This window comes from Maribacter antarcticus DSM 21422 (genome assembly GCF_000621125.1).
GTDB lineage: Bacteria > Bacteroidota > Bacteroidia > Flavobacteriales > Flavobacteriaceae > Maribacter > Maribacter antarcticus.
The window spans coordinates 483,678-503,354 of record NZ_KK211214.1 but is presented as its reverse complement, the minus strand read 5'-3'; the positions used below and the strand labels follow the sequence as shown (position 1 = coordinate 503,354).

The 19,677-nt window shown below is 39.2% G+C and carries 14 protein-coding genes; 5 read left to right on the top strand and 9 right to left on the bottom strand.

From position 1 onward, the window contains the following. Positions 1-472 precede the first annotated feature (472 nt). Together Q360_RS0118705 and Q360_RS0118700 are read right to left on the bottom strand one after the other, a co-directional pair. Positions 473-898, bottom strand: a complete 426-nt coding sequence (locus tag Q360_RS0118705; protein ID WP_027078441.1) for a hypothetical protein — start codon at positions 896-898, stop codon at positions 473-475. Between the two features lie 139 nt (positions 899-1,037). After that, complete coding sequence (locus tag Q360_RS0118700) at positions 1,038-1,802, bottom strand: NYN domain-containing protein (protein WP_027078440.1); 765 nt, start codon at positions 1,800-1,802, stop codon at positions 1,038-1,040. 131 nt (positions 1,803-1,933) lie between these two features. Here Q360_RS0118700 and Q360_RS0118695 point away from each other — a divergent pair, with 131 nt between their 5' ends. Further along, positions 1,934-2,719, top strand: coding sequence for an NIPSNAP family protein (locus Q360_RS0118695; protein ID WP_027078439.1), 786 nt, complete (start codon positions 1,934-1,936; stop codon positions 2,717-2,719). Between the two features lie 60 nt (positions 2,720-2,779). Here Q360_RS0118695 and Q360_RS0118690 read toward each other — a convergent pair whose 3' ends face one another. From Q360_RS0118690 to Q360_RS0118675, 4 genes are all read right to left on the bottom strand, one after another. Beyond that, complete coding sequence (locus tag Q360_RS0118690; RefSeq protein WP_027078438.1) at positions 2,780-4,084, bottom strand: MFS transporter; 1,305 nt, start codon at positions 4,082-4,084, stop codon at positions 2,780-2,782. 79 nt (positions 4,085-4,163) lie between these two features. Then, on the bottom strand, positions 4,164-5,285 hold the full coding sequence (locus Q360_RS23915; protein WP_245603295.1) for an OmpA family protein: 1,122 nt from the start codon (positions 5,283-5,285) through the stop codon (positions 4,164-4,166). Positions 5,286-5,370: 85 nt separating this feature from the next. Continuing rightward, complete coding sequence (locus tag Q360_RS0118680) at positions 5,371-7,125, bottom strand: TonB-dependent receptor (protein ID WP_027078437.1); 1,755 nt, start codon at positions 7,123-7,125, stop codon at positions 5,371-5,373. Between the two features lie 23 nt (positions 7,126-7,148). Beyond that, entirely contained in the window at positions 7,149-10,172 is a 3,024-nt protein-coding gene (locus Q360_RS0118675; protein ID WP_027078436.1) for a tetratricopeptide repeat protein, read from the bottom strand. Positions 10,173-10,328: 156 nt separating this feature from the next. Between Q360_RS0118675 and Q360_RS0118670 the strand changes: the two genes are divergently transcribed. Both Q360_RS0118670 and Q360_RS0118665 read left to right on the top strand, forming a co-directional pair. Continuing rightward, positions 10,329-11,012, top strand: coding sequence for a cell division ATP-binding protein FtsE (locus Q360_RS0118670; RefSeq protein WP_027078435.1), 684 nt, complete (start codon positions 10,329-10,331; stop codon positions 11,010-11,012). Positions 11,013-11,074: 62 nt separating this feature from the next. After that, the gene (locus tag Q360_RS0118665) at positions 11,075-13,708 is read left to right on the top strand and encodes an MGH1-like glycoside hydrolase domain-containing protein (protein WP_036196303.1); all 2,634 of its coding nucleotides are present in this window, start codon (positions 11,075-11,077) and stop codon (positions 13,706-13,708) included. A 130-nt stretch (positions 13,709-13,838) separates the two neighbouring features. Here Q360_RS0118665 and Q360_RS0118660 read toward each other — a convergent pair whose 3' ends face one another. Genes Q360_RS0118660 through Q360_RS0118650 form a run of 3 tightly spaced genes read right to left on the bottom strand, consistent with a single transcriptional unit; the run spans position 13,839 to position 17,040 of the window. Further along, a complete protein-coding gene (locus tag Q360_RS0118660) occupies positions 13,839-14,897 on the bottom strand; it encodes a mandelate racemase/muconate lactonizing enzyme family protein (RefSeq protein WP_027078433.1) in 1,059 nt (352 codons plus the stop codon). Continuing rightward, the gene (locus Q360_RS0118655; protein WP_027078432.1) at positions 14,897-15,967 is read right to left on the bottom strand and encodes a DUF1611 domain-containing protein; all 1,071 of its coding nucleotides are present in this window, start codon (positions 15,965-15,967) and stop codon (positions 14,897-14,899) included. Before Q360_RS0118655 ends, Q360_RS0118660 begins: the two co-directional genes overlap by 1 nt. An 11-nt stretch (positions 15,968-15,978) precedes the next feature. Further along, positions 15,979-17,040 (bottom strand): pyridoxal-phosphate dependent enzyme, encoded by a 1,062-nt coding sequence (locus tag Q360_RS0118650; protein ID WP_027078431.1) that lies wholly within the window; start codon positions 17,038-17,040, stop codon positions 15,979-15,981. A gap of 261 nt (positions 17,041-17,301) precedes the next feature. Between Q360_RS0118650 and Q360_RS0118645 the strand changes: the two genes are divergently transcribed. Next, the gene (locus Q360_RS0118645) at positions 17,302-18,132 is read left to right on the top strand and encodes a LytTR family DNA-binding domain-containing protein (protein WP_245603294.1); all 831 of its coding nucleotides are present in this window, start codon (positions 17,302-17,304) and stop codon (positions 18,130-18,132) included. A gap of 92 nt (positions 18,133-18,224) precedes the next feature. Continuing rightward, positions 18,225-19,505, top strand: a complete 1,281-nt coding sequence (locus Q360_RS0118640; protein WP_027078429.1) for a S41 family peptidase — start codon at positions 18,225-18,227, stop codon at positions 19,503-19,505. Positions 19,506-19,677 lie beyond the last annotated feature (172 nt).

Here is a 19,677-nt window from a genome sequence, read left to right as displayed (position 1 = left end):
ATAAAGAACAAATATCGTTAATAATCGTCATTGAAAAGTTGCAAATAATGCAACTGAGTTAAAACAACCACTTAAACCTTCATGCTTCATATATGAACAATCGCAGTCAATCCTGTTCTTATTTCCAAGCAATAAAGTCGGTATTATAAGTTTTGTACTAACTATGTCCCTTCGCTCGGCTTTAATTTCTTTTCGTAGACATTTTTTCCGGACGGGGATTGCAGTGTGAATAAGTTTTACTTTATAGTCAATATAATTATTGAAAGAGTCTTACAGTTTACCCTAAATCTTAGGTTTATAAATTGCCCAAGATAGTTTTTTCACCTAGTCCATAAAGCATAAACCAGCTGTGGTAAACTAAGCTGAAAGACCAGGTCATTTCTAAATAGCACCTAAAAACAAAAACCTCCAGTTTTTAGTAATCGGCTTTTTTACAAATTTATATGCATGGTGAGTTGTCACTTAGGTCTCATTACTTCGGAGCAAGTTTCCTAGTACCTTTTATGATAAAACTTCCCTGATTGGAACTTGCTTCACCCAACATCTTGTCGCCTTTGGCGTTCAAAACTATAGCTACCCGCTCCACCCCATCTAAGTTTACTATAAATTTCAAGGTGTCGCCTACTATTTTTACATCCTGCCCTGTTAAAACTCCATTACCTAAATGCACCTCAACAACAGCTATTCCTTTTTCCATACGAACAAACAAGACTCCTTTTCTATATACATCCTCCGTTCCTTCTACCTCATAATCCCAAACACCAAGAACTCCTTTATCCACAATCGTAGTCAAGGACTCCGTTATTGGTATTAGATTAATTGGTGCAGCACATACTCCGTAGTTTGTTGTTAAAACAAAAACTAAAAGTCCGGCTAAAAACTGAAATCGTTTTATCATTTTAAATGTGTATTAGATCTGAACTTACAACGTAGAATTTGTAAAATTATTCCGTTGCCATTTATAATTTAATAGAAACTGATGGATTTTGATAAAGCATCACTCCTTTTATTTACCAGTACCCTCTGCTACAGCAAAATCAAGATTTTGAAGAACGGGTATTCTTTTTCTCTTTAATACGAACATAAATAAGCTTCTTGCGACCCTTGGAATCTTCCCTTCGCTCTATTTCAAAATGTGGTATACTATTTATCAAGGGCGTCAGTTTTTGAAAACCATAGTTTCTGGCATCAAAATTAGGCTGTTTCTTTTGTAACAGGCTACCTACATCGCCCATAAAAGCCCAGCCCTCGTCATCTGCCACATCCTCTATGGTATTAGCCATAAAACGCAGCGCTTTTGGAGTTATCTTATCTACTTTACTTTCCGTTTTTGGTTTGGATTTATCGGTTTCCGTAGGTTCTTCCTCTCCTTGACTTTTTAGGATTTCTAGATAAATAAACTTATCACAAGCCACGATAAAAGGATTTGGCGTTTTACGCTCACCTATCCCGTACACTTGCATTCCTGCCTCTCGCAACCGAGTAGCCAAACGAGTGAAATCACTATCACTACTTACAATACAGAAGCCATCTACTTTACCAGAATATAGGACATCCATAGCATCGATAATCATGGCAGAATCCGTAGCGTTCTTTCCTTGCGTATAACCGTATTGCTGAATGGGTGTAATGGCATTTTCAAGTAGCACATTCTTCCATTTACCCAATCGCGGGTTTGTCCAATCGCCATAAATACGTTTAATGGTAGGATTGCCATACTTAGCAATTTCCTCCATCATTTCCTTTATATATGCCGATGGTATATTGTCCCCATCGATAAGCACCGCTAAATTCTTATCCATTTAATTGCTTTTTGTAAAGGTAGGATGTTTTGTGCCTCGATAGAGAATTGCCTCTCTTGTTTTATAATAATCGATTCGTATACAAGTATTTAGTAACTTTAAACCTATAAAATCGCAATACAAAATCTACTATGTTATTTTCTTGGATTAAAACAACTCCGTTACTATTGCTTATACTACTTGTATGTGCATACATAAATGCTCAAGACAAAAAAGAGTACTATCAGCTCAAAACCTATACGGTAAAAAATAAAATGCAAGAGCAGCTGGTGGACACCTATCTTGAAAAAGCCTTCTTGCCTACCTTAAAAAGATATGGACTAAATAGTGTTGGTGTGTTTAAGCTACATAATGACGCGTTTGTTAAGGCAGATAAAATCTACGTTTTCATCCCCTTTACATCTTTACTACAGTTTGAAGCACTGGAAGACTTTTTACTAAAGGACAAAGCGCATCTTACCGATGGCGAACCGTATTTACAAGCAGCACATAACAAAGCACCGTATGAACGCATCAACTCTGTCCTAATGCGGGCGTTTACTGGAATGCCTAAAATGATACCCGTAAAAATAGAAGGACCAAGGGCAATGAGGGTTTACGAACTTAGAAGTTATGAATCACCCACAGAGGTAACTTACAAAAACAAGGTACACATGTTTAACCAAGGCGGCGAGGTGGCACTTTTTAATAGCCTAGGTTTTAATGCCGTTTTCTATGCCGAAGTAATTTCTGGCAATGCGATGCCCAATCTCATGTATATGACAACATTTTCCAATATGGACAAACGGGATGAACTATGGAAAGGGTTCTTTTCTTCTGATAAATGGAAGGCCTTAAAAGAAGATGACTATTATAAAAACAATATGAATAAAGCAGACATTATGCTGCTCTATCCTACTGAATATTCTGATTATTAAAAATATAGGTAATCGCTTTTTAGCTCAAAAAAAGAAAGACAAGTATAAATTAGAGATAATTTACTGCGGATTTTTCGCCTTTACCGAAGCAATAAGAAGGAACGCCAAAAACACCAGTCCTAAATAACCGACCAGATGGTACGAGCCAAAAGTAGACAGACTTAGACTAAATATACTCGGCGCCAAGGCACTGGCCAAAATCAAAAAACTCATTACTTTTCCAGTAATACTTCCTAAGTATGTCCTTCCATAAAAACGTGGCCATGCCACGGCATTTAGTACAGCAAAAAATCCACCCATAATACCAAAACCAGCAATTAAAAACGGAACGCCTATAGAAGTAGAAAGTAACAAAAACCCTAATGAAGAAAGTACCCCACCAAAAAGCAACAAATATAGATAAAGCTGCAATGCAATATAATCACTTAGAAAATTAAAAATGGTTGAGATGGTTACAGCCACAATAGAGGCCGGTAAAAATATGCTGATGGCATCGGCTTTTACAAACCCGTCATTTTCAAAAATAGAAACGATATGAAAGGTAAGTCCCGTAATAAAAAAACTATTGAAGGACAACGCAAGTCCGTACATCCAAAAGGCACGTGTAGACTTGGCTTCCTTTAAAGTGTACTGCTTTTTCACCGCTTTTGGCTGTGAGCCTTCTGTTTCAATAATTTTACCGCCATCTGGAACAAGTCCGTAAACCTCTGGCGCGTCTTTATACAAGAGATATGCTAGTATACTGAAGAGAAATACGGCAGCGCCCAAATAACGCCACGCATGTTCCCATCCATTAGAATCAATCAATGCACTTACCCACAAAGGTGAAGAAGAAAAACCCAAGGAAACGGCCACACTGCTAACAGCATTTACTTTCCCACGATTCTTATCGAACCAAATCATTATTACGTTACGTGATGCCATTGTCAAAATTCCCTGACCAGAAAAACGCAGCATAAAAAACAAAATAGTCATTAAAATAAAAGGGATAACCCAGGTATCTTGGTCTAGTATTTCCTTGACTAGGTTGCTCATAGAGGCTGACCAAGAACAAAGGAACAAGGTCAATGCTAGACCCAATGCCGCCAAAGAAGCAACTTTCCTAGCCCCAAACCGATCAAACCAAACTCCTGCACGCCCAATCAAAAGAGAACTTGCAATAGTTCCAATCATATAAGCGTTACTAAACTGATTTCTAGAAAGGCCCAAGGCATCCTTTACCGGATCCGTAAAAACAGAAACCCCTATGGTTTGCCCTGGTATACTAAAAAAAACACCCACAGTGGCAATAGCCAAAATAACGTAGCCATAAAAAAATGGACTTTTAGCAGGATTAATACTTAGGAGATTTCGTTTGGTAGACATGCTTTAATTTCCCTGCAAAAGTAAATCTTTGATTGGAATTAGCGTTTGTTATACTGGTTTAGTCTGTGATTATGGTATTTCAGAATAGCGATACCTTATCCGTAATTCGAAATTCCACCCGCCTATTGCCTTGGCGACCGTTACATGTAGCGTTTTGCATTACCGGTTTTTCACTACCAAATCCGTGATAGAATATCCGTGTACTGTCAATTCCCTTTTTCGTCAAGTAGCCCGCTACGGCTTTAGCCCTGTTTTCGGATAGCTGTTTGTTGTATGCACTATTACCTATAACATCCGTATGGCCAGATATTTGAATCTTTAGGTTTTTGTGAAGAGACAAATAGGCTTCTATTTCATCCAACTCTGTTTTCGAATTAGGTAACAACTCGAAGGTGTCAAATCGAAAGAGCAAATTTTTAAATGTATGGATGCTATCCCGCTGAAAAGAATTTCCATCGGTAAGATTACCTGCTCCAAGAGGAATCTTAAGGTTTAGCGGCACTACGGATACCATATCAACATAGTAATACGAGCCCTTTGTGACGTTACGCTTAGTTCTAAATTTTTGGGTACTTCTATTATTTTTAAAATTACCAATAATGATATAGTTCTCCGTTCCTTTTGCCACAAATTCCATTTCTACCCTTACCCAATCTTTTTTATCAGAATAGAAATCAGAATATTTTATCTCGAAATAATTGGAGATGTCCCCAGAGATTTTGGAAAGGTGCATTCTTGATAAGGTTTTTCGAGTGGGTACCATGACGGGGTTTTCCGTGAACTGTATCCCAAATTCCTTAATAGCAAAATCCGAGCGCTCCGCTAAGCTTACATAAAAAGAAACCGTATATACCTCCTCCTTTATTAGCTTTTGACTTAGCGGAGCCTGTATATACTCCCTATAATCTTCTGGTGCGTAAAAGTAAAACCCCACATACCCTACCCCAAAATTGGCAGGTTGCTCGCCGTTAAAATTTTTTGGGGTTCCCATTGCCTGACTACAACCGTTAAAATAATCTGTAGACCCTTTGGTGGGCGTTACCCAATCTACCACATCATCGTGTAGATTTCCTAATTTTTGGGGGCAGTTGACGAAACGTTCAAAGCTGGGGTTTTTTACTAGATTTTGAGCATCAGTATACTGTATGCCTAGCATAAAGAGGATAGAAAAAAGAACAAAGCGAGAGTCGCGACAGCTCATGGATGTTTGTTGCACACCCCTAAAATAAGAAAAATCCCTACTCCTTTGTAGAAGTAGGGGGTTTGTATTCTTATCTCAAATACTTTTAAAAATCAAACTTATAGGTAGCACCGCCCAATACCTGAAGCCCTTGAACTTGAAAATTTGCCCATCGCTGGTAATTGTTATTGGTAATATTGGATGCCTTTACAAATAAAGAAAGCTGATTATTTACACGGTACCCTACGTGGGCATTGGCATCAAAAAACCCTTCTAAGGTTAATAAAATAACAGGGAATTCTGATGGTAGTACGTTCTCAACCGCAACACTAGAAAAATCCTCACGCTCACCAACATAGAATAAATTAAGACCAGCAAACCATTGCTCCCCAATCTGGTAATCCATAAACAAGGAGGCTTCTAAATTTGGTAAATTCCATGCAGGATTATCCGTTTCGGTAGTATACTCATTTACCTTAGCATTAACACCTAAGGTGAAGTTTCGGTTGACATCCATATTCAATTCGCCAAACATACCAATGGTCTTTATATCGTCATAGAACACATCAAAAGAATTACCAAAATGGTAACCTCTGTCATCATTCCTGTCCAAATTCTGTGGATTTAATCGAAACAAGGGTCTATTATTTTCCGCACTATAAGACCCTTTTAGATTGTAACTTAAATTGGGTAATAATTGGCCTTTTACACCAATGTAAGCGTTGTATTGACTATCTGTCGGTGCTATATCCAAGGTGGGGGAAACAAAAGAATTGTCTTCCACAAATCCATGAAAAGAATTTTGACGTAACTCCCCTACCACTCCACCATAGGCGATGACCGTTTCCTCTAATAAGCGGTAGGAAGCAGTTATTGCTGGATAGATATAAAAATTACCTTCACTGTTTTCCAAATCCATACCATACACTAAATTCACGCCTAGGTTAAGAGACAAATCATCCCTAAGCATCTGCAAACTAGGACGTATCCCCGCTTGAAGCTGACCATAGTTTATCCCTCCGAGGTTTACGGTGTTACTTAAATTAGTATTTTCAAAACTCCCGCCCACATAATCGGCATTTAAACCAACAGTGAATAGCTCCTCGTTTAAAGGAAACTCAAATGCTGCATTAACTATCGCTCGGTTCTCGCCAGACTGGGCAGAATCCCAGAACCTGCGAAATTTTGCATCTACGCCTTTAAAGAAAGAATCCTCTAAATTAAAATGGCCCAACACTTCTCCCATAAAATAATTCTGACCTTCGTCTATAGCGGCTATAGTGGCATCATCAAAAATGGACTCTGGTACCCCGTACCAGTTATAATACCGATGTTGTACGCCTACATCCGTACCCCAATTGTAATCACGATCTCGTTTTTTATACGCCGCATCCATTTTAGAATTGCTAAACCTGTCGTTTAATTGCACCCCGTCAATACCACCCTGAGTAGAGTGGTGGTTCAGTCCAATAACCAAATCTTCATCCCTACTCAAAGTCCTATTCGTATAAAAATCGGCATTTACATTGCCATAATTACCGACTCCTAAAGACGCATAGGAGTTAAATAGTTCGGGGGGTGGTATTCGTTCTACCGCAGATACCGTTCCTTTGGATGGTGTAAACGTAGATGCTACTGGCACAGAGAAAATACTATACTTAATCTTCTTTTTTTGTAATACGATAGAGTCATTAAGATTGGGTGTGGACTTTATTTTAAAGGCATCCGCAACCGCAGGCGTATATGCCTTGGTTACTGTAACGGTCTCCGTTCCTATATCTTCCTTCTTATCATCCTCTTGGGCTGTTGCGTAATGCATGCCTATGAACAATACACCCACTACTATTATGCTTTTGTACATACGTGTTCTATTACTTTGGTACATTAATCTTGATTTGGGTTTACTGAGGAATTTCGTTGTGCTTCCTTAGATTTGATAATAGCGAGCTCTCCTTTTGCGTTGGTAACCATTTCTGGATATTGAGCAAAATTAACAATGACGCTCTCTAGAATATAGGTTGCTTGATAGGCATCGTCTAAGACATAAAAATTCTTTGCCATCAGCACTAGACCTTTACCTCCCCATTCTTTGTAGGTGGCATAATCCTTAGCCAATTTCTGAACCGTGATATTAGAGGATTCGGCATCGCCATCCCTATGTTTAAAATATGCCTCATAATACAACGCCTCAGCAGCCGTAGCGCCAGAAGCAATCTTTAGTACTTTTGCATATGCCAATTTTGCCATCTCCTCATCATTGGTAGCTATGGCTGATCTGGCAATCATAATTTGGGCATCACTCTTAATACGATTATCTATGCTCGGTGTTGCTAATACCTTCTCGGCATATTCCAAGGTCTTGTTATAGTTCCGTTGCTCGTAGTAGCCTTTCATTAAGTTACTTTGGGCAAAGGTTCTATTCTGCTTTATGTTTGCCCGTGTCTCTAGTTTTAATAAATACGGTAAAGCGTTTTTATAATCCTGTTTGCCAATATACATCTCGCAAACCCTAGTCAAAGCCTGCTCTGCATATTCGCTTGTATTTCTATCCGCCACATATTTGTAATAGGGCAAGGCAGCTTCTTTATCACCTTTACCGAAGTATAATACGGCTAAACTGAAATTAGCATCTAGAGCGTGCAACCCGTTAGGAAATTGTTCAATATAATTTCTGTACCCGCGGATAGCCGCGTCTATCTTACCGTCCCTGTTCTGTTTTTGTGCGGACTCAAAATTTGCATTGTCCAGTTCGGTATCTGTCACATCTACAAAATCCAGATTTTCTACCCATGCAGCATACTCGTTTACGCGACCTAAATCAACATATACTAATTTTGCTGTGGCAACAGCCTGTATTGCTTCTTGACTTTTAGGAAAATCCCGAACTACGGTCTTAAACTTACCCAAGGCATCTTCATTCCTATCGCCATTATAATGTACCAACCCTTGTCGCATTAAGGCCTGCGGCACCAAACTGCTTGCTCTAAATTCACGTATCAATCGATCATAGGCCTGTAAGCCCTTACTTTCTTGTCCATCGTTTATATACGAATTCCCCAGCTCATAGAGCGCATCGTCCCTAAGGCTTGACCTTGTGTATTGCGAAATAAAATTTTCGAGACTTTCGATTTTGGTATCTCCTTTACCCACAAAACCATAACTCATACCCTTTTGGTACGAAGCATAGTCCTTTTCTGGACCGCTAAGCGCCAATGCCTTATTATATGTTTCAATAGCTGGCCAGTATTTACTAGTTGCAAAATAACTATCCCCTAAACGTAAATAGCCATCGTTCAGCTTTGCTACATCGCTACTTCCTTTCTCGGTAAAAGCAGCAAAATAGGTTATGGCCTTGTCGTAATCCTTCTGTTTAAAATAGGCATAGGCCAAACTGTAATCGACATCGGGTAAAAAGGTTTGAAGCCCTGAGGATGTTTTTTGCTTAACAGATAAAAATCCAGCTGCGGCAGCATCAAAACGGTTTAATAGATAGTCTGCCTCCGCTTTCCAGTAGTCAGCTCGTGCTTTAAACGTTAAATCTTCAGCGTTCTTAAGTGATTTTTCTAGCGTCTCGGAGGCTCCGGTATAATCAGTTTCCATAAAAAGTTCTATACCTCTGTAGAACGCCACTTTTTGATACGTAGCCTTCGTAGCGTAGCCCTTGTTCTTTTCCAAAAGTTCCATGGCTCCTGCAAAATTCTTGGAGGTAATAAAAGAATCTACTAAAAGGGTTTGCATTTCCTCTTGGTGCTCATCATTTGGATACGTATCCAAATAATTAGTGATTACCAGAGGAACTGATTCGTAAGCATTGCCAACCTCATAACTTAAACGCGCATAGTTCAAAAAAGCATCTTTTTGGATTTCTGGTTTAAAATCCATCTGCGACGCATTTCTAAAAGCGTTTAACGCTTCCTGTTTTTTGTCTAACTTCAAATAGCATTCCGCTAGATGATAATACGCATTTTGGGAAACACTATTAGTACCCCCAATGATTTTATTGAACTGCTGTATGGTATTAGCGTAGTCCTCTTGCATGTAATAGCAATACCCCAATAAATAGAAATCTGTATTGCTCCATTTACCTCCTTTACCCTTGTACGCGCCCAAATAGGGAATAGCGTTACTGTATTGCTTTAGGTTGAAATAGCTTTCCCCTATGATTTTATTAAGTTCCGAGACCTCCTTACGATCTGATTTTGGTAACTGTTTTTTTGCCAGGGCGATAGCCGCTTCGAACTTGCCTAATTTAAAGTTCATATCAGCCTGATAGTAACTTAGCTTTTTCTCCAGTAGGTCTTGGTCTGTAATCTGATCAAAACGTTCATTCGCCATTTCATAATCATCTTTCTGATAGGAAATATACCCTAAATAATACTTAGCCTGAGAGCCATAAACGGCAGAGTTGGATACCTTAGACAAGTAGCGTTCTGCATCTTCCGTCATGCGTGATGAGAACAGGGAATAGCCATAATTAAAATTAAACTTTTCCATTTCGCCACGTGACAGGGCATTTTGATTTACCTTGTTATACCACTTAAGTGCGTAGGGATATTTTCCTGTTTCAAAATAGTACTCGGCCACATCTGCAAAAGCCGAATTCCGTTTGGTGGAGGTTGGATATTTTTCAACAAAGTCCTCCATTAATTGATCTGCACCCTGCTGATTTAATCGCACAGCAGCATTGGCGGTAAAGTAAGCACTGTTGGCGGCGACCTCCTCATTCTCGGTACTCGATTTTATTTTTTTAAAAATAGTCTGCGCTGCCTGATATTGCTCATTATTATACAAGGCAAGGGCGTCTTCAAAATCTTTCTGTTCGTGGGTATAAATCTTGGTTTCCTGAGCGTTGGATGACCAGAGAATTCCTGTAAGTACAGGAATGTAAACTAGGAATTTTTTAAGCATAGCGTTCTCTAACTATTTAGTGGCACTTTCGTGTTATCATGGATAACGGCAAATAGGGTACCTAAGTATGTATAATAAACAGCAAAGGAAAAGAATTTAGAAAACAGTTCATTAATATCGTTAGGAACTTATTACTTTTATATCAACATTTACACTATGGATAACACTGTTTTAGAGCTGAAAGATGCTGCTATATTTCAAAAGGAAAGTCTTGTTCTGAGCGAGGTAAACATTCATGTGACCAAAGGAGAATTTGTATACCTTATTGGTAAGACCGGAAGTGGCAAAAGTAGCTTTATGAAAACGCTCTATGGCGACCTGCCCTTAAAACAGGGCGAAGGCAGTATTGTAGATTTCAATCTAAAGACCCTAAAAGAAAATGACATCCCCTTTCTTAGAAGAAAATTGGGAATCGTTTTTCAAGATTTTAAATTGTTACCGGACAGAAACATCAATCAAAACATGTTGTTCGTACTAAAAGCTACGGGTTGGAAAGACACCGCAAAAATGAATACCCAAGTAGAGGCCGTACTGGAAAAAGTGGGTATGAAGACCAAAGGCTTTAAGTATCCGCATGAAATTTCGGGTGGCGAACAACAGCGTGTCGCTATTGCTAGGGCACTTTTGAATGACCCAGAACTTATTTTAGCCGATGAACCTACGGGAAATTTAGATCCACAGACTAGCGTAGAGGTGATGAAAGTGTTACAGGAGATAAACAAATCTGGGCGCACTATATTAATGGCTACGCACGATTACGCCCTAATTCTAAAATACCCTTCTAAGACGATTAAATGCGATACCAATCGTGTTTTTGAGGTGGTACAGAAGGCCGTTTAAACGAAAATCTAGTAAAGCTTGGTACCGCGTTCATTTACCAAGCACCCTACCCCTAATTCCTTATGATAAAAAACGAAGAAGCTAGACGACTTCAAGAACAAGACAATGACACAAAAGACTGGTTAAAATGGGGACCCTATCTCAGCGAACGGCAATGGGGAACGGTTCGGGAGGATTACAGCGCACATGGAGACGCATGGAACTATTTTCCGCACGAACATGCCCGCAGCAGAGCCTACCGCTGGGGCGAAGATGGTATTGCAGGCATCTCGGACAGGTATTGTAATTTATGTTTTGGCATTGGACTTTGGAACGGTAAGGACCCTATCCTAAAAGAACGATTATTTGGACTAACAGGACCACAAGGTAACCATGGCGAAGATGTAAAGGAACTTTACTATTATTTGGAAAGTACGCCGACGCATTCCTACATGAAACACTTGTACAAATACCCACAAGCTGAATTCCCATATGCAAAACTAGTTTCTGAAAATCAAAAAAGAAACCGTAAGGAACTGGAATACGAACTATTGGACACCGGCGTATTTGAAAACAACGCCTATTTTGATGTATGTACGGAATATGCGAAGGGTGATGATAAGGACATCCTCATAAAAATTACAATTAGCAATAGAAATTCCAAACCTGCTGAAATTCACCTGCTTCCTACTGTAACCTTAAGGAACCACTGGACTTTTAAGGAAATGCCTAAAAAGCCTGTCATAAAAAAAAGTGTACAAAACGGTAAAGCTTCGGCTGTTATAGAACATCCCTATTTAGGAGATTATACTCTGTATTTCCAGGAGGCAGACCAGCTTTTGTTCACGGAAAACGAAACAAACCGAGAGGTGGTATATCTTCAAAAAAATGCACATCCTTTCAAAAAAGACCTCTTTCATTCCGCAGTTTGCAACAACGATTACACGCTTGCTTCAAAAAATACACAAGGCACTAAGTTTGCTCCGCTGTATCATAAAAAAATAGCAGGTGGTGCTTCTGTGTCTGTGGTACTTCGATTAAGTGATAAAACGTTAGATGCCCCCTTTGGAACAGCATTCGATACTATTTTTACAGCGCGAAAAAAAGAATGTGATGCCTTCTATGAAGAAATGGCTCCAAAAGCAACCAAAGACAAAAAAGCGATTCTAAGGCAGGCGATGGCGGGATTGCTTTGGACCAAGCAGTATTATAATTATGAAGTGGAAAAATGGCTAGAGGGCGATTCCAAAAATTCCCATCCTCCAAAAGAGCGCCTTTCTGGCCGGAATAATTCTTGGAAAACTTTAAGGAACCACGACATACTCTCCATGCCGGATGCTTGGGAATATCCGTGGTACGCGGCTTGGGACTCGGCGTTTCACTGTGCATCTTTTGCCTTAATAGACCCTAGTTTTGCGAAAGAACAGCTCTTATTATTCACCAAAGAGTGGTACATGGCACCAAACGGACAGATTCCCGCTTATGAATGGAATTTTAGTGATGTAAATCCACCCGTGCAAGCTTGGTCCGCTTTACGTATTTATAAAACTGATAAAGAAAAAACGGGTATTGGTGATGTAAAGTTCCTTAAACGAATGTTTAACAAGTTAGCATTAAATTTTACGTGGTGGGTAAACCAATTGGACCGTAACCAAAATAATGTATTTCAAGGCGGATTTTTGGGATTAGATAATATTGGAGTGTTTGATCGCAGCCATGGCATCCCAGGCAACGGTACTTTGGAACAGGTAGACGGTACGGCTTGGATGGCGCTTTACTGCCTAAATATGCTAGAAATATGTTTTGAAATCGCCAAGGTAGATGATGCCTATGAAGACATGGCGACCAAGTATTTTGGACATTTTGTCTTCATTGCTGAGGCATTGAACAAGATAGATACCGAATACGAAGGAACTTGGGATAGCGAGGAAGGCTTCTTCTATGATAGATTGGTATTGCCCGACGGACGCTCTGCACGCATAAAAATACGTTCTATAGCCGGTATGCTGTCCTTAGCAGCGGTTTTGACCATAAAAAAGGAAACCTTGGAGCAATTTCCAAAGTTTAAGGCAAGTGTTCTTTGGTTTAAACAGTACCGTATGGAGAATCTCAAATTCCCGATCATACAAGAATTTGAAGATGGTGAAGATCTCTTACTTTCTTTGGTCCCAAACGACCGCTTACAATTATTAATAAAAAGCCTACTGGACGAAAAAGAATTTTTGAGTCCGTATGGGATTCGCTCCTTATCCAAAATTCATGAAACGCCCTATCAAATACAAATCGATGGAATCGATTACTCCATTGATTACGAACCAGCAGAATCTACCGTTTCCTTGTTCGGAGGTAACTCTAACTGGCGTGGCCCTGTATGGATGCCTATGAATTATCTCTTTATTCAATCCTTACGCGAATACCATAGTTTCTGCGGTAAGGATATGCAGTTTGAATACCCTACGGATAGTGGAATTAAGATGGACTTACATCAAATCAGTAATGAAATCAGTAAACGACTCATCAAAATCTTTGAAAAGGATACCGATGAGAAACGTCCCTTTAACCTGTTACATGACAAACACTATACAGATACCCATTTTAAAGATTTGGTCTTATTCTACGAGTATTTTCATGGGGAAAACGGTCGGGGATTAGGAGCCTCCCACCAAACCGGATGGACGGCTCTTGTCGCTAATTTAATCCAGGAACTGGAAACCTAGCGGTTAGTTATCTATGCGCTTCGCTTTGTGCCATTGACTATTACCTATATTAGGTTTCAACATTCGCTATACGCATTCATCCATTAGGTCAACTACGTTATAATTCATAAATTAAAAAATAAGGTGTAAGCTACCCATCGTAACCCAACCCATATTTTTCGGTGGGATACAAAATACCTTGTTTTAAGATAAAAATATCCTTGTAAGGATCATCTAAGAGTTCCAAGTGACCGTCTAAATCGGCGTATAGAATATTAGGACGCGATAGGGCAAAGTGTAAGCCTGCTGCTATTCCTAGGCCACACTCGTCTATACAGCCTACCATAACCTCCAATTTGGCGGACTTGGCCACGGAATTTATATGCGTACCTACCATTATACCGCCTACTTTTTGGAGCTTTATATTCACCATGTTAACCCGCTCGTTTTGGGCGAGACGGAACGCATCGGCAAGGGTTTTTAAACTTTCATCTGCCATCACTGGGATGGTTGTTTTATCTGTCACTTCGCCCAAACGTTCCTCCGATTCTATTTTTGTTGGCTGTTCAAATATTTCGATACCCACAGCTGCAGTTTTTGCTTCAAACTCAAGAGACTCTGCTACGGTATACCCCTGGTTACCGTCAAAGCGCCATATAACTTTAGGAAAGGTTTCATGGAGCTTTGTCATTTTTTCTACATCTTCGGCAACACTGCTCCCACCCTTAATTTTGAGAATAGAAAAACCTTGGGCCACATATTCTTTAGCATGTTTCAACGTCTCTTCTAAGGACAGAATACCAACGGTAATACTCGTAGGAATCGAATTTCTATATCCTCCTAAAAACTTATAGAGCGGTACTTCTGTTTTTTTTGAAATAAGGTCAAAAAGCGCTAAATCTACCATAGCCAGAGAAGATGCTCTTTTTCCTAGAATCTGCTTCAGTTCCAATAACAAGAGGGCATAGGTAAAAGGGTCTTTCCCTATTAAATAATGGGTGATTTCGTTTTTTATAGCTAATTCTACCTCGTTGGATGTTTCTCCTGTTACCACTTTATCCGGTGCCGCACAACCATAGCCTATCCATGTCCCATCGGTTTCTATTTTAAGAATAAAATTACTTGTTCTATTAATCGTTTCGTAAGCAATGGTATAGGGTACCGCTAATTTTAAATCATGCCTTTCGTAGGATACTTTCGTTATTCTCATTACAATTTTTCTATCAAGAGGTTTACTAAATCAGCTGCGCCATATTCCAAAACATCAAAAGCTGGTAATTTGGTTTCCAACGTAATTTTTATACACGCATCAGAAATTTCATCTTTGGTCATCCCTTCATGGTTTACGGTTATCGCAAGGACCTTCTTACCTGATATTACCTGAATGGCGTTAATTTGCTTCTTTAGCGAATGCATTTTATAGCCTGGAAAGCCGTCATATTCCACACGGGTGGGTGCATGCTGTAAAATCACATAATCAGGCCTACCTGCAGCTAAAATCTCAAACCCACCAGGATAGGCAGGATTCATTAAGCTTCCTTGCCCTTCAATTACAATAACATCCGGATATTCATTGGTATAAGCACTAACTACAGCGTGCTCTATCTCTCCAGAAACAAAATCGTTGATACAGCTGTCCATGACCATACTATATTTTGCACCTTGCATCCATGCAGTCTGTCCTGTTCCAATCATTTCGGCCTTCTTACCTGCCGCCCTAAAGGCATGAACCAACAACCAAGCGGTAGTGCGTTTCCCTAAGGCCGAATCGGTTCCCAATACGGCCAATTTCAAGCAGTCAACCTTTTCTATATCGCCTGTAAAAAAATGTAACTTATCCCTACTTGGCGTCTTTCTAATATCACGTACCTGACACTTATTTTTATTAGCGACTGCCATTAAATCGGTGTCGTTAGTTAAAAAATCATGAAGACCGCTATCCACATTCCATCCCTTTTCTAAGGCTTTTCTAATGGTTCCCTTTGCCTCCTTAGGCAAACGACCGCCATCCGGTGCCAAACCAATGACCAAATAACTTGGTGTATTATTTACCGCAGTCAATTCCGTTACTGCCGTATCAAAATCCTTAAAAACTGGAATTCTGTTGGGTCTTGTATCCAAGACCTCACCTGCATCCTGACCCTGATATTTAGCATCTAATACCCCCACTACTTCATACCGTTCCGTAAACCGAACAAGACCATGTGCCGTTTTTCCGTATGGTGTATTAAAAGCACCTTCACAGTACACCAAGGCCTTCCCATCTATCACTTTCTTCATTTTTGACATTTTTAATATTTTGCTGTGAGCACCGCTACAAAACGGTCGGGCTCCAGGTTTAATTTTTTATGCACTTCCAATAAGCCTATCAATCCTGCAGTTGCGGCAGGTAGAATTTTAAAGCCTTCCCTTTTTGCCAAGAGGGCTGTCATTTCCCGTAGTTTCTTATCACTTATATTAAAGGCACTCCCGTCAGATTCCCGTAGGGCGTACAATGCTTCCTCCCCATCAAAACTATGCCAATTGATGAGGGGTTCATTGAATTTTGTTTCTTTAATTCGTTCTGGATTTAGGTCTTTGCAATGGTCCAATCCTTGTAAAAAGGATTGCACAATAGGATTCTTAAAAGAGGAGGAGGCCGCTATCATTTTTGGTACTCTAGAGGTCTTTCCTCTTTTGTGCAAGCTCACAAATCCCCTATATATCCCAGCGAAAAGGGTTCCATTAGATACTGGTACGGCACAATATTTTGGAGCATCTCCTAAATCCTCAAAAATCTCCTGTGCTATTTGTGCGTAGGCTGATATTTGCAAAGGCGTATTGGCGCCACCTGGATTGGCATCATACCATCCGTTCTCTGTAGCATGTGTAGTGCTAGCCATCACCACATCCTCATAACTTCCTGGTAAACGAATTATATCCGCATTTAATTTTTCCATTTCCTGAATTCTATCTGTATGGTAGGATTCAGGGATATACACTTTACAGGCAATACCCGCCAAATCTGCCGCTAAGGCCATCGCTACGCCATAATTACCGCAAGTGGCAAGAGACACTACTTTATATTCCCTGCGTAAGGCGTCATATAGTTGTGCAAAAGCGATGCGGTCCTTTTGTGTGCCTGTAGGGTTATCGCCTTCGTACTTGACATGCAGTTGCCGCAGGTCAAATTCACGTTCTAAGGTTTTAGCTCTACTCAATCCCGTATCGCCTACCTCTAAACTTATAATATCTTCATAAGACTCCAATCTATCTACTAGAGATTTACGGGAATCTTTGACCAAGTCGCTTAGTTTCCGAGCCTCAGAAGAAACTTTATTTTCAGCGGTTTTCACTCCGTCCTTAAGGTTCATTTTTTAATAGTAGTTTTTATTTTAAGGTACATTATATTTCATTACAATTATTATTTATTTACTGTATTATCTTTTTAAAAAAAGCATACAGAGGTAAGCTCTTTACTTGTTTGATTTTCAATTTTAACATACTTTTTTTCTTAAAAAGTGGCGCGAAAGGTTTTCATGAGCTTAGGCTATATAATGCAACCTTAAAAATTAATAGTTTGGCATCCGCTGACCGCCTAATTATGAAACTATTTTTTAAAAAAATAAAAGGCAATGAAAACAAACCTTGTATTTTTAGAAAAAATACAGCACTTGAAATATCCTTTTCAACCCTTAAAGAGAAGCCATGCCCTACTTGCATGTAGTCTATTCGTTTGGATTTTTGTTTTCCTATATCTTACTGAACCCTTAGATGTTAATGTTTTAAACACGCAGGAAAAGCTGACCTATTTACCGCTCTATGGTGCAGCAGGAGCACTCGCCTATTTATGTATGCTTCCTTTTCAACACTGGTTATTAAAGCGACGAAATGGAAATTGGTTCTTGTTGGATGAATTTATCTTCTTACTGGTGTTCGTTGTAGTTGGCTTTATTTTGGCCCGCGTGGTATACCGCTACGTCATCGTTTATGGAGAACCGAACCCCTACTCATTAGGCTATTATTTACTCAGCTTATATTTACCGGCAATCAGTATTGTTTTACCCATAATAGTACTAGGCAGATGGGGCATGGGAAGATATCATGAAAAACGCTTAGAAAATACCAAGGTAGAAATTAAAGGAGAGGGAAATTATGAAGGCTTACGGTTATCCCTTAATGCTATCATCTGTGTAAAATCTGACGATAATTATATTGAGGTTTCTTATCTATCTGGCACGATTGTAAAAAAGCAAGTAATTAGAGGGAAATTATCACAGGTGGAAAATGATATAGCTTCTTTATTACGCACACACCGCTCCTTTTTAATCAATCCTCATCACTTTTTACAATGGAAAATGGAACAGGGCAAGGCATCCATAGAATTAAACCATACTATTTTCGTCCCCGTATCAAAGACATACGCCACAGCCTTAAAAGCGCAGTTAAATTTCACCACAAACTAGGTGTATTTCACCCCAAACCCGTAAAAACGGGATACTTCAGTATTGCTTCCAATGTAAGTTTGTTTCTGTATTAATTCACAAAACAACCCGTCATGTTCACCAAAACAATGCGTAACTCAAAAGAGAATCAAAAAGTAGTATCTATGTATTCACTATTGATTCTAGCCCTTACTTTGGGAGTCTACACTTTTGGTTATAGTCAAAATGCAGCCTGTAATTGCAGTACAGATATCACTTATCTGAACGAAAAGCTAAGAAAAACACCAGCCTTTAAGGAATCTAAAGAGCTATACACTAAAACATATACTAGAATTTTCACACAAGGAAAACAGATAGATTCTAAGTTTGAGTGCTACTACTTACTGAATAAATTAGCGCTAGCCATAGAAGATCGGCATTTAAAGATTTTTGGCGCGAAAACCGAAATGAGCAGTGCTATGATGGACGATATGCTAGCCGTACACGCATTCAAAACATCAATAGCAAACACCTTATATCCTAAAGTCGAAATAAACTTAGATAGTCTAGAACAAAAACTGTCTATTCTAATCCTAGATGCTAAAGAGGGCATCTACTATTTTGGAGATGCCATTAAACTTGGAGTGTATACCAATACAAATATGACCGATTATACCATGGTAGTACTCGAGTCAAAAATCCCTATATGGGAAAGAGGAACGGTTTTAGCACGCTTAATTCCATACGGCGATGATTATCATCGATTTATTGGAGGGAGCTTATATTCTAAACGACTAATTACTTTTGGCGAACGGATTAAAAAAGGTATGTTTTTAACCTATGGCTTTAAAAAAGACACAACTGCAATCGACTTTTCCAATTCCGCCAAAAAGGAGGATACCTATAGAATAAAAGAACTTTCCAGCACGCTCACCTATTTAAACGTCGGGAGCTTTAATTCTTTCTATCCACAACTGGCAGAAGCAGAGAAATTTTATAAAAGGATAGCATCTGAACTCGGCACCAAAGAACTGGTTTTAGACTTAAGGAATAATGGCGGCGGAGGTGATAGGAACTCCAATGTGCTGTTTAACCTTTTAAAGGATATTGATAAACACAAAAAAATCCATGTACTTGTAAACCATAACACTGGTAGCAACGCAGAGCAGTTCGCAGCTAAGCTAAAAGCTTGGAAAAATGTAACCGTATACGGAGACAAAACAAATGGCACCATCACTTACGAAATAAAAAACGGCAGCTACATCCTACCTTGCAGTGGCTATATCGCTGAACTTACTTCTAAAAAGCATACTCAGTTCATAAAATATGAGTCTAAGGGCCTACCACCAGATGTGTTCTTAGATTATGATAGGGACTGGTTAGTGCAAGTAAAAGAACGTATAAGGTCAAAATAAAGGAATTGAAAATAGCATACAAGAATTTTAATCTGCTTATTTGATGGTATGTAAGAGTGTAGTTTTGTAAAAGGAAAGAAATATAAAGATTAGGTACGAAAACGATAAGAAAATTTTACTTTTTAGGAAATCTCGTTATTTCAACAAATAGATTAATGAATTCATAAGGAGC

Coding starts and splice junctions, on each gene's coding strand:
- Q360_RS0118705 (WP_027078441.1), bottom strand. CDS start 898: ATGATAAAACGATTTCAGTTTTTAGCCGGACTTTTAGTTTTTGTTTTA.
- Q360_RS0118700 (WP_027078440.1), bottom strand. CDS start 1,802: ATGGATAAGAATTTAGCGGTGCTTATCGATGGGGACAATATACCATCG.
- Q360_RS0118695 (WP_027078439.1), top strand. CDS start 1,934: ATGTTATTTTCTTGGATTAAAACAACTCCGTTACTATTGCTTATACTA.
- Q360_RS0118690 (WP_027078438.1), bottom strand. CDS start 4,084: ATGTCTACCAAACGAAATCTCCTAAGTATTAATCCTGCTAAAAGTCCA.
- Q360_RS23915 (WP_245603295.1), bottom strand. CDS start 5,285: ATGAGCTGTCGCGACTCTCGCTTTGTTCTTTTTTCTATCCTCTTTATG.
- Q360_RS0118680 (WP_027078437.1), bottom strand. CDS start 7,125: ATGTACAAAAGCATAATAGTAGTGGGTGTATTGTTCATAGGCATGCAT.
- Q360_RS0118675 (WP_027078436.1), bottom strand. CDS start 10,172: ATGCTTAAAAAATTCCTAGTTTACATTCCTGTACTTACAGGAATTCTC.
- Q360_RS0118670 (WP_027078435.1), top strand. CDS start 10,329: ATGGATAACACTGTTTTAGAGCTGAAAGATGCTGCTATATTTCAAAAG.
- Q360_RS0118665 (WP_036196303.1), top strand. CDS start 11,075: ATGATAAAAAACGAAGAAGCTAGACGACTTCAAGAACAAGACAATGAC.
- Q360_RS0118660 (WP_027078433.1), bottom strand. CDS start 14,897: ATGAGAATAACGAAAGTATCCTACGAAAGGCATGATTTAAAATTAGCG.
- Q360_RS0118655 (WP_027078432.1), bottom strand. CDS start 15,967: ATGAAGAAAGTGATAGATGGGAAGGCCTTGGTGTACTGTGAAGGTGCT.
- Q360_RS0118650 (WP_027078431.1), bottom strand. CDS start 17,040: ATGAACCTTAAGGACGGAGTGAAAACCGCTGAAAATAAAGTTTCTTCT.
- Q360_RS0118645 (WP_245603294.1), top strand. CDS start 17,302: ATGAAAACAAACCTTGTATTTTTAGAAAAAATACAGCACTTGAAATAT.
- Q360_RS0118640 (WP_027078429.1), top strand. CDS start 18,225: ATGTTCACCAAAACAATGCGTAACTCAAAAGAGAATCAAAAAGTAGTA.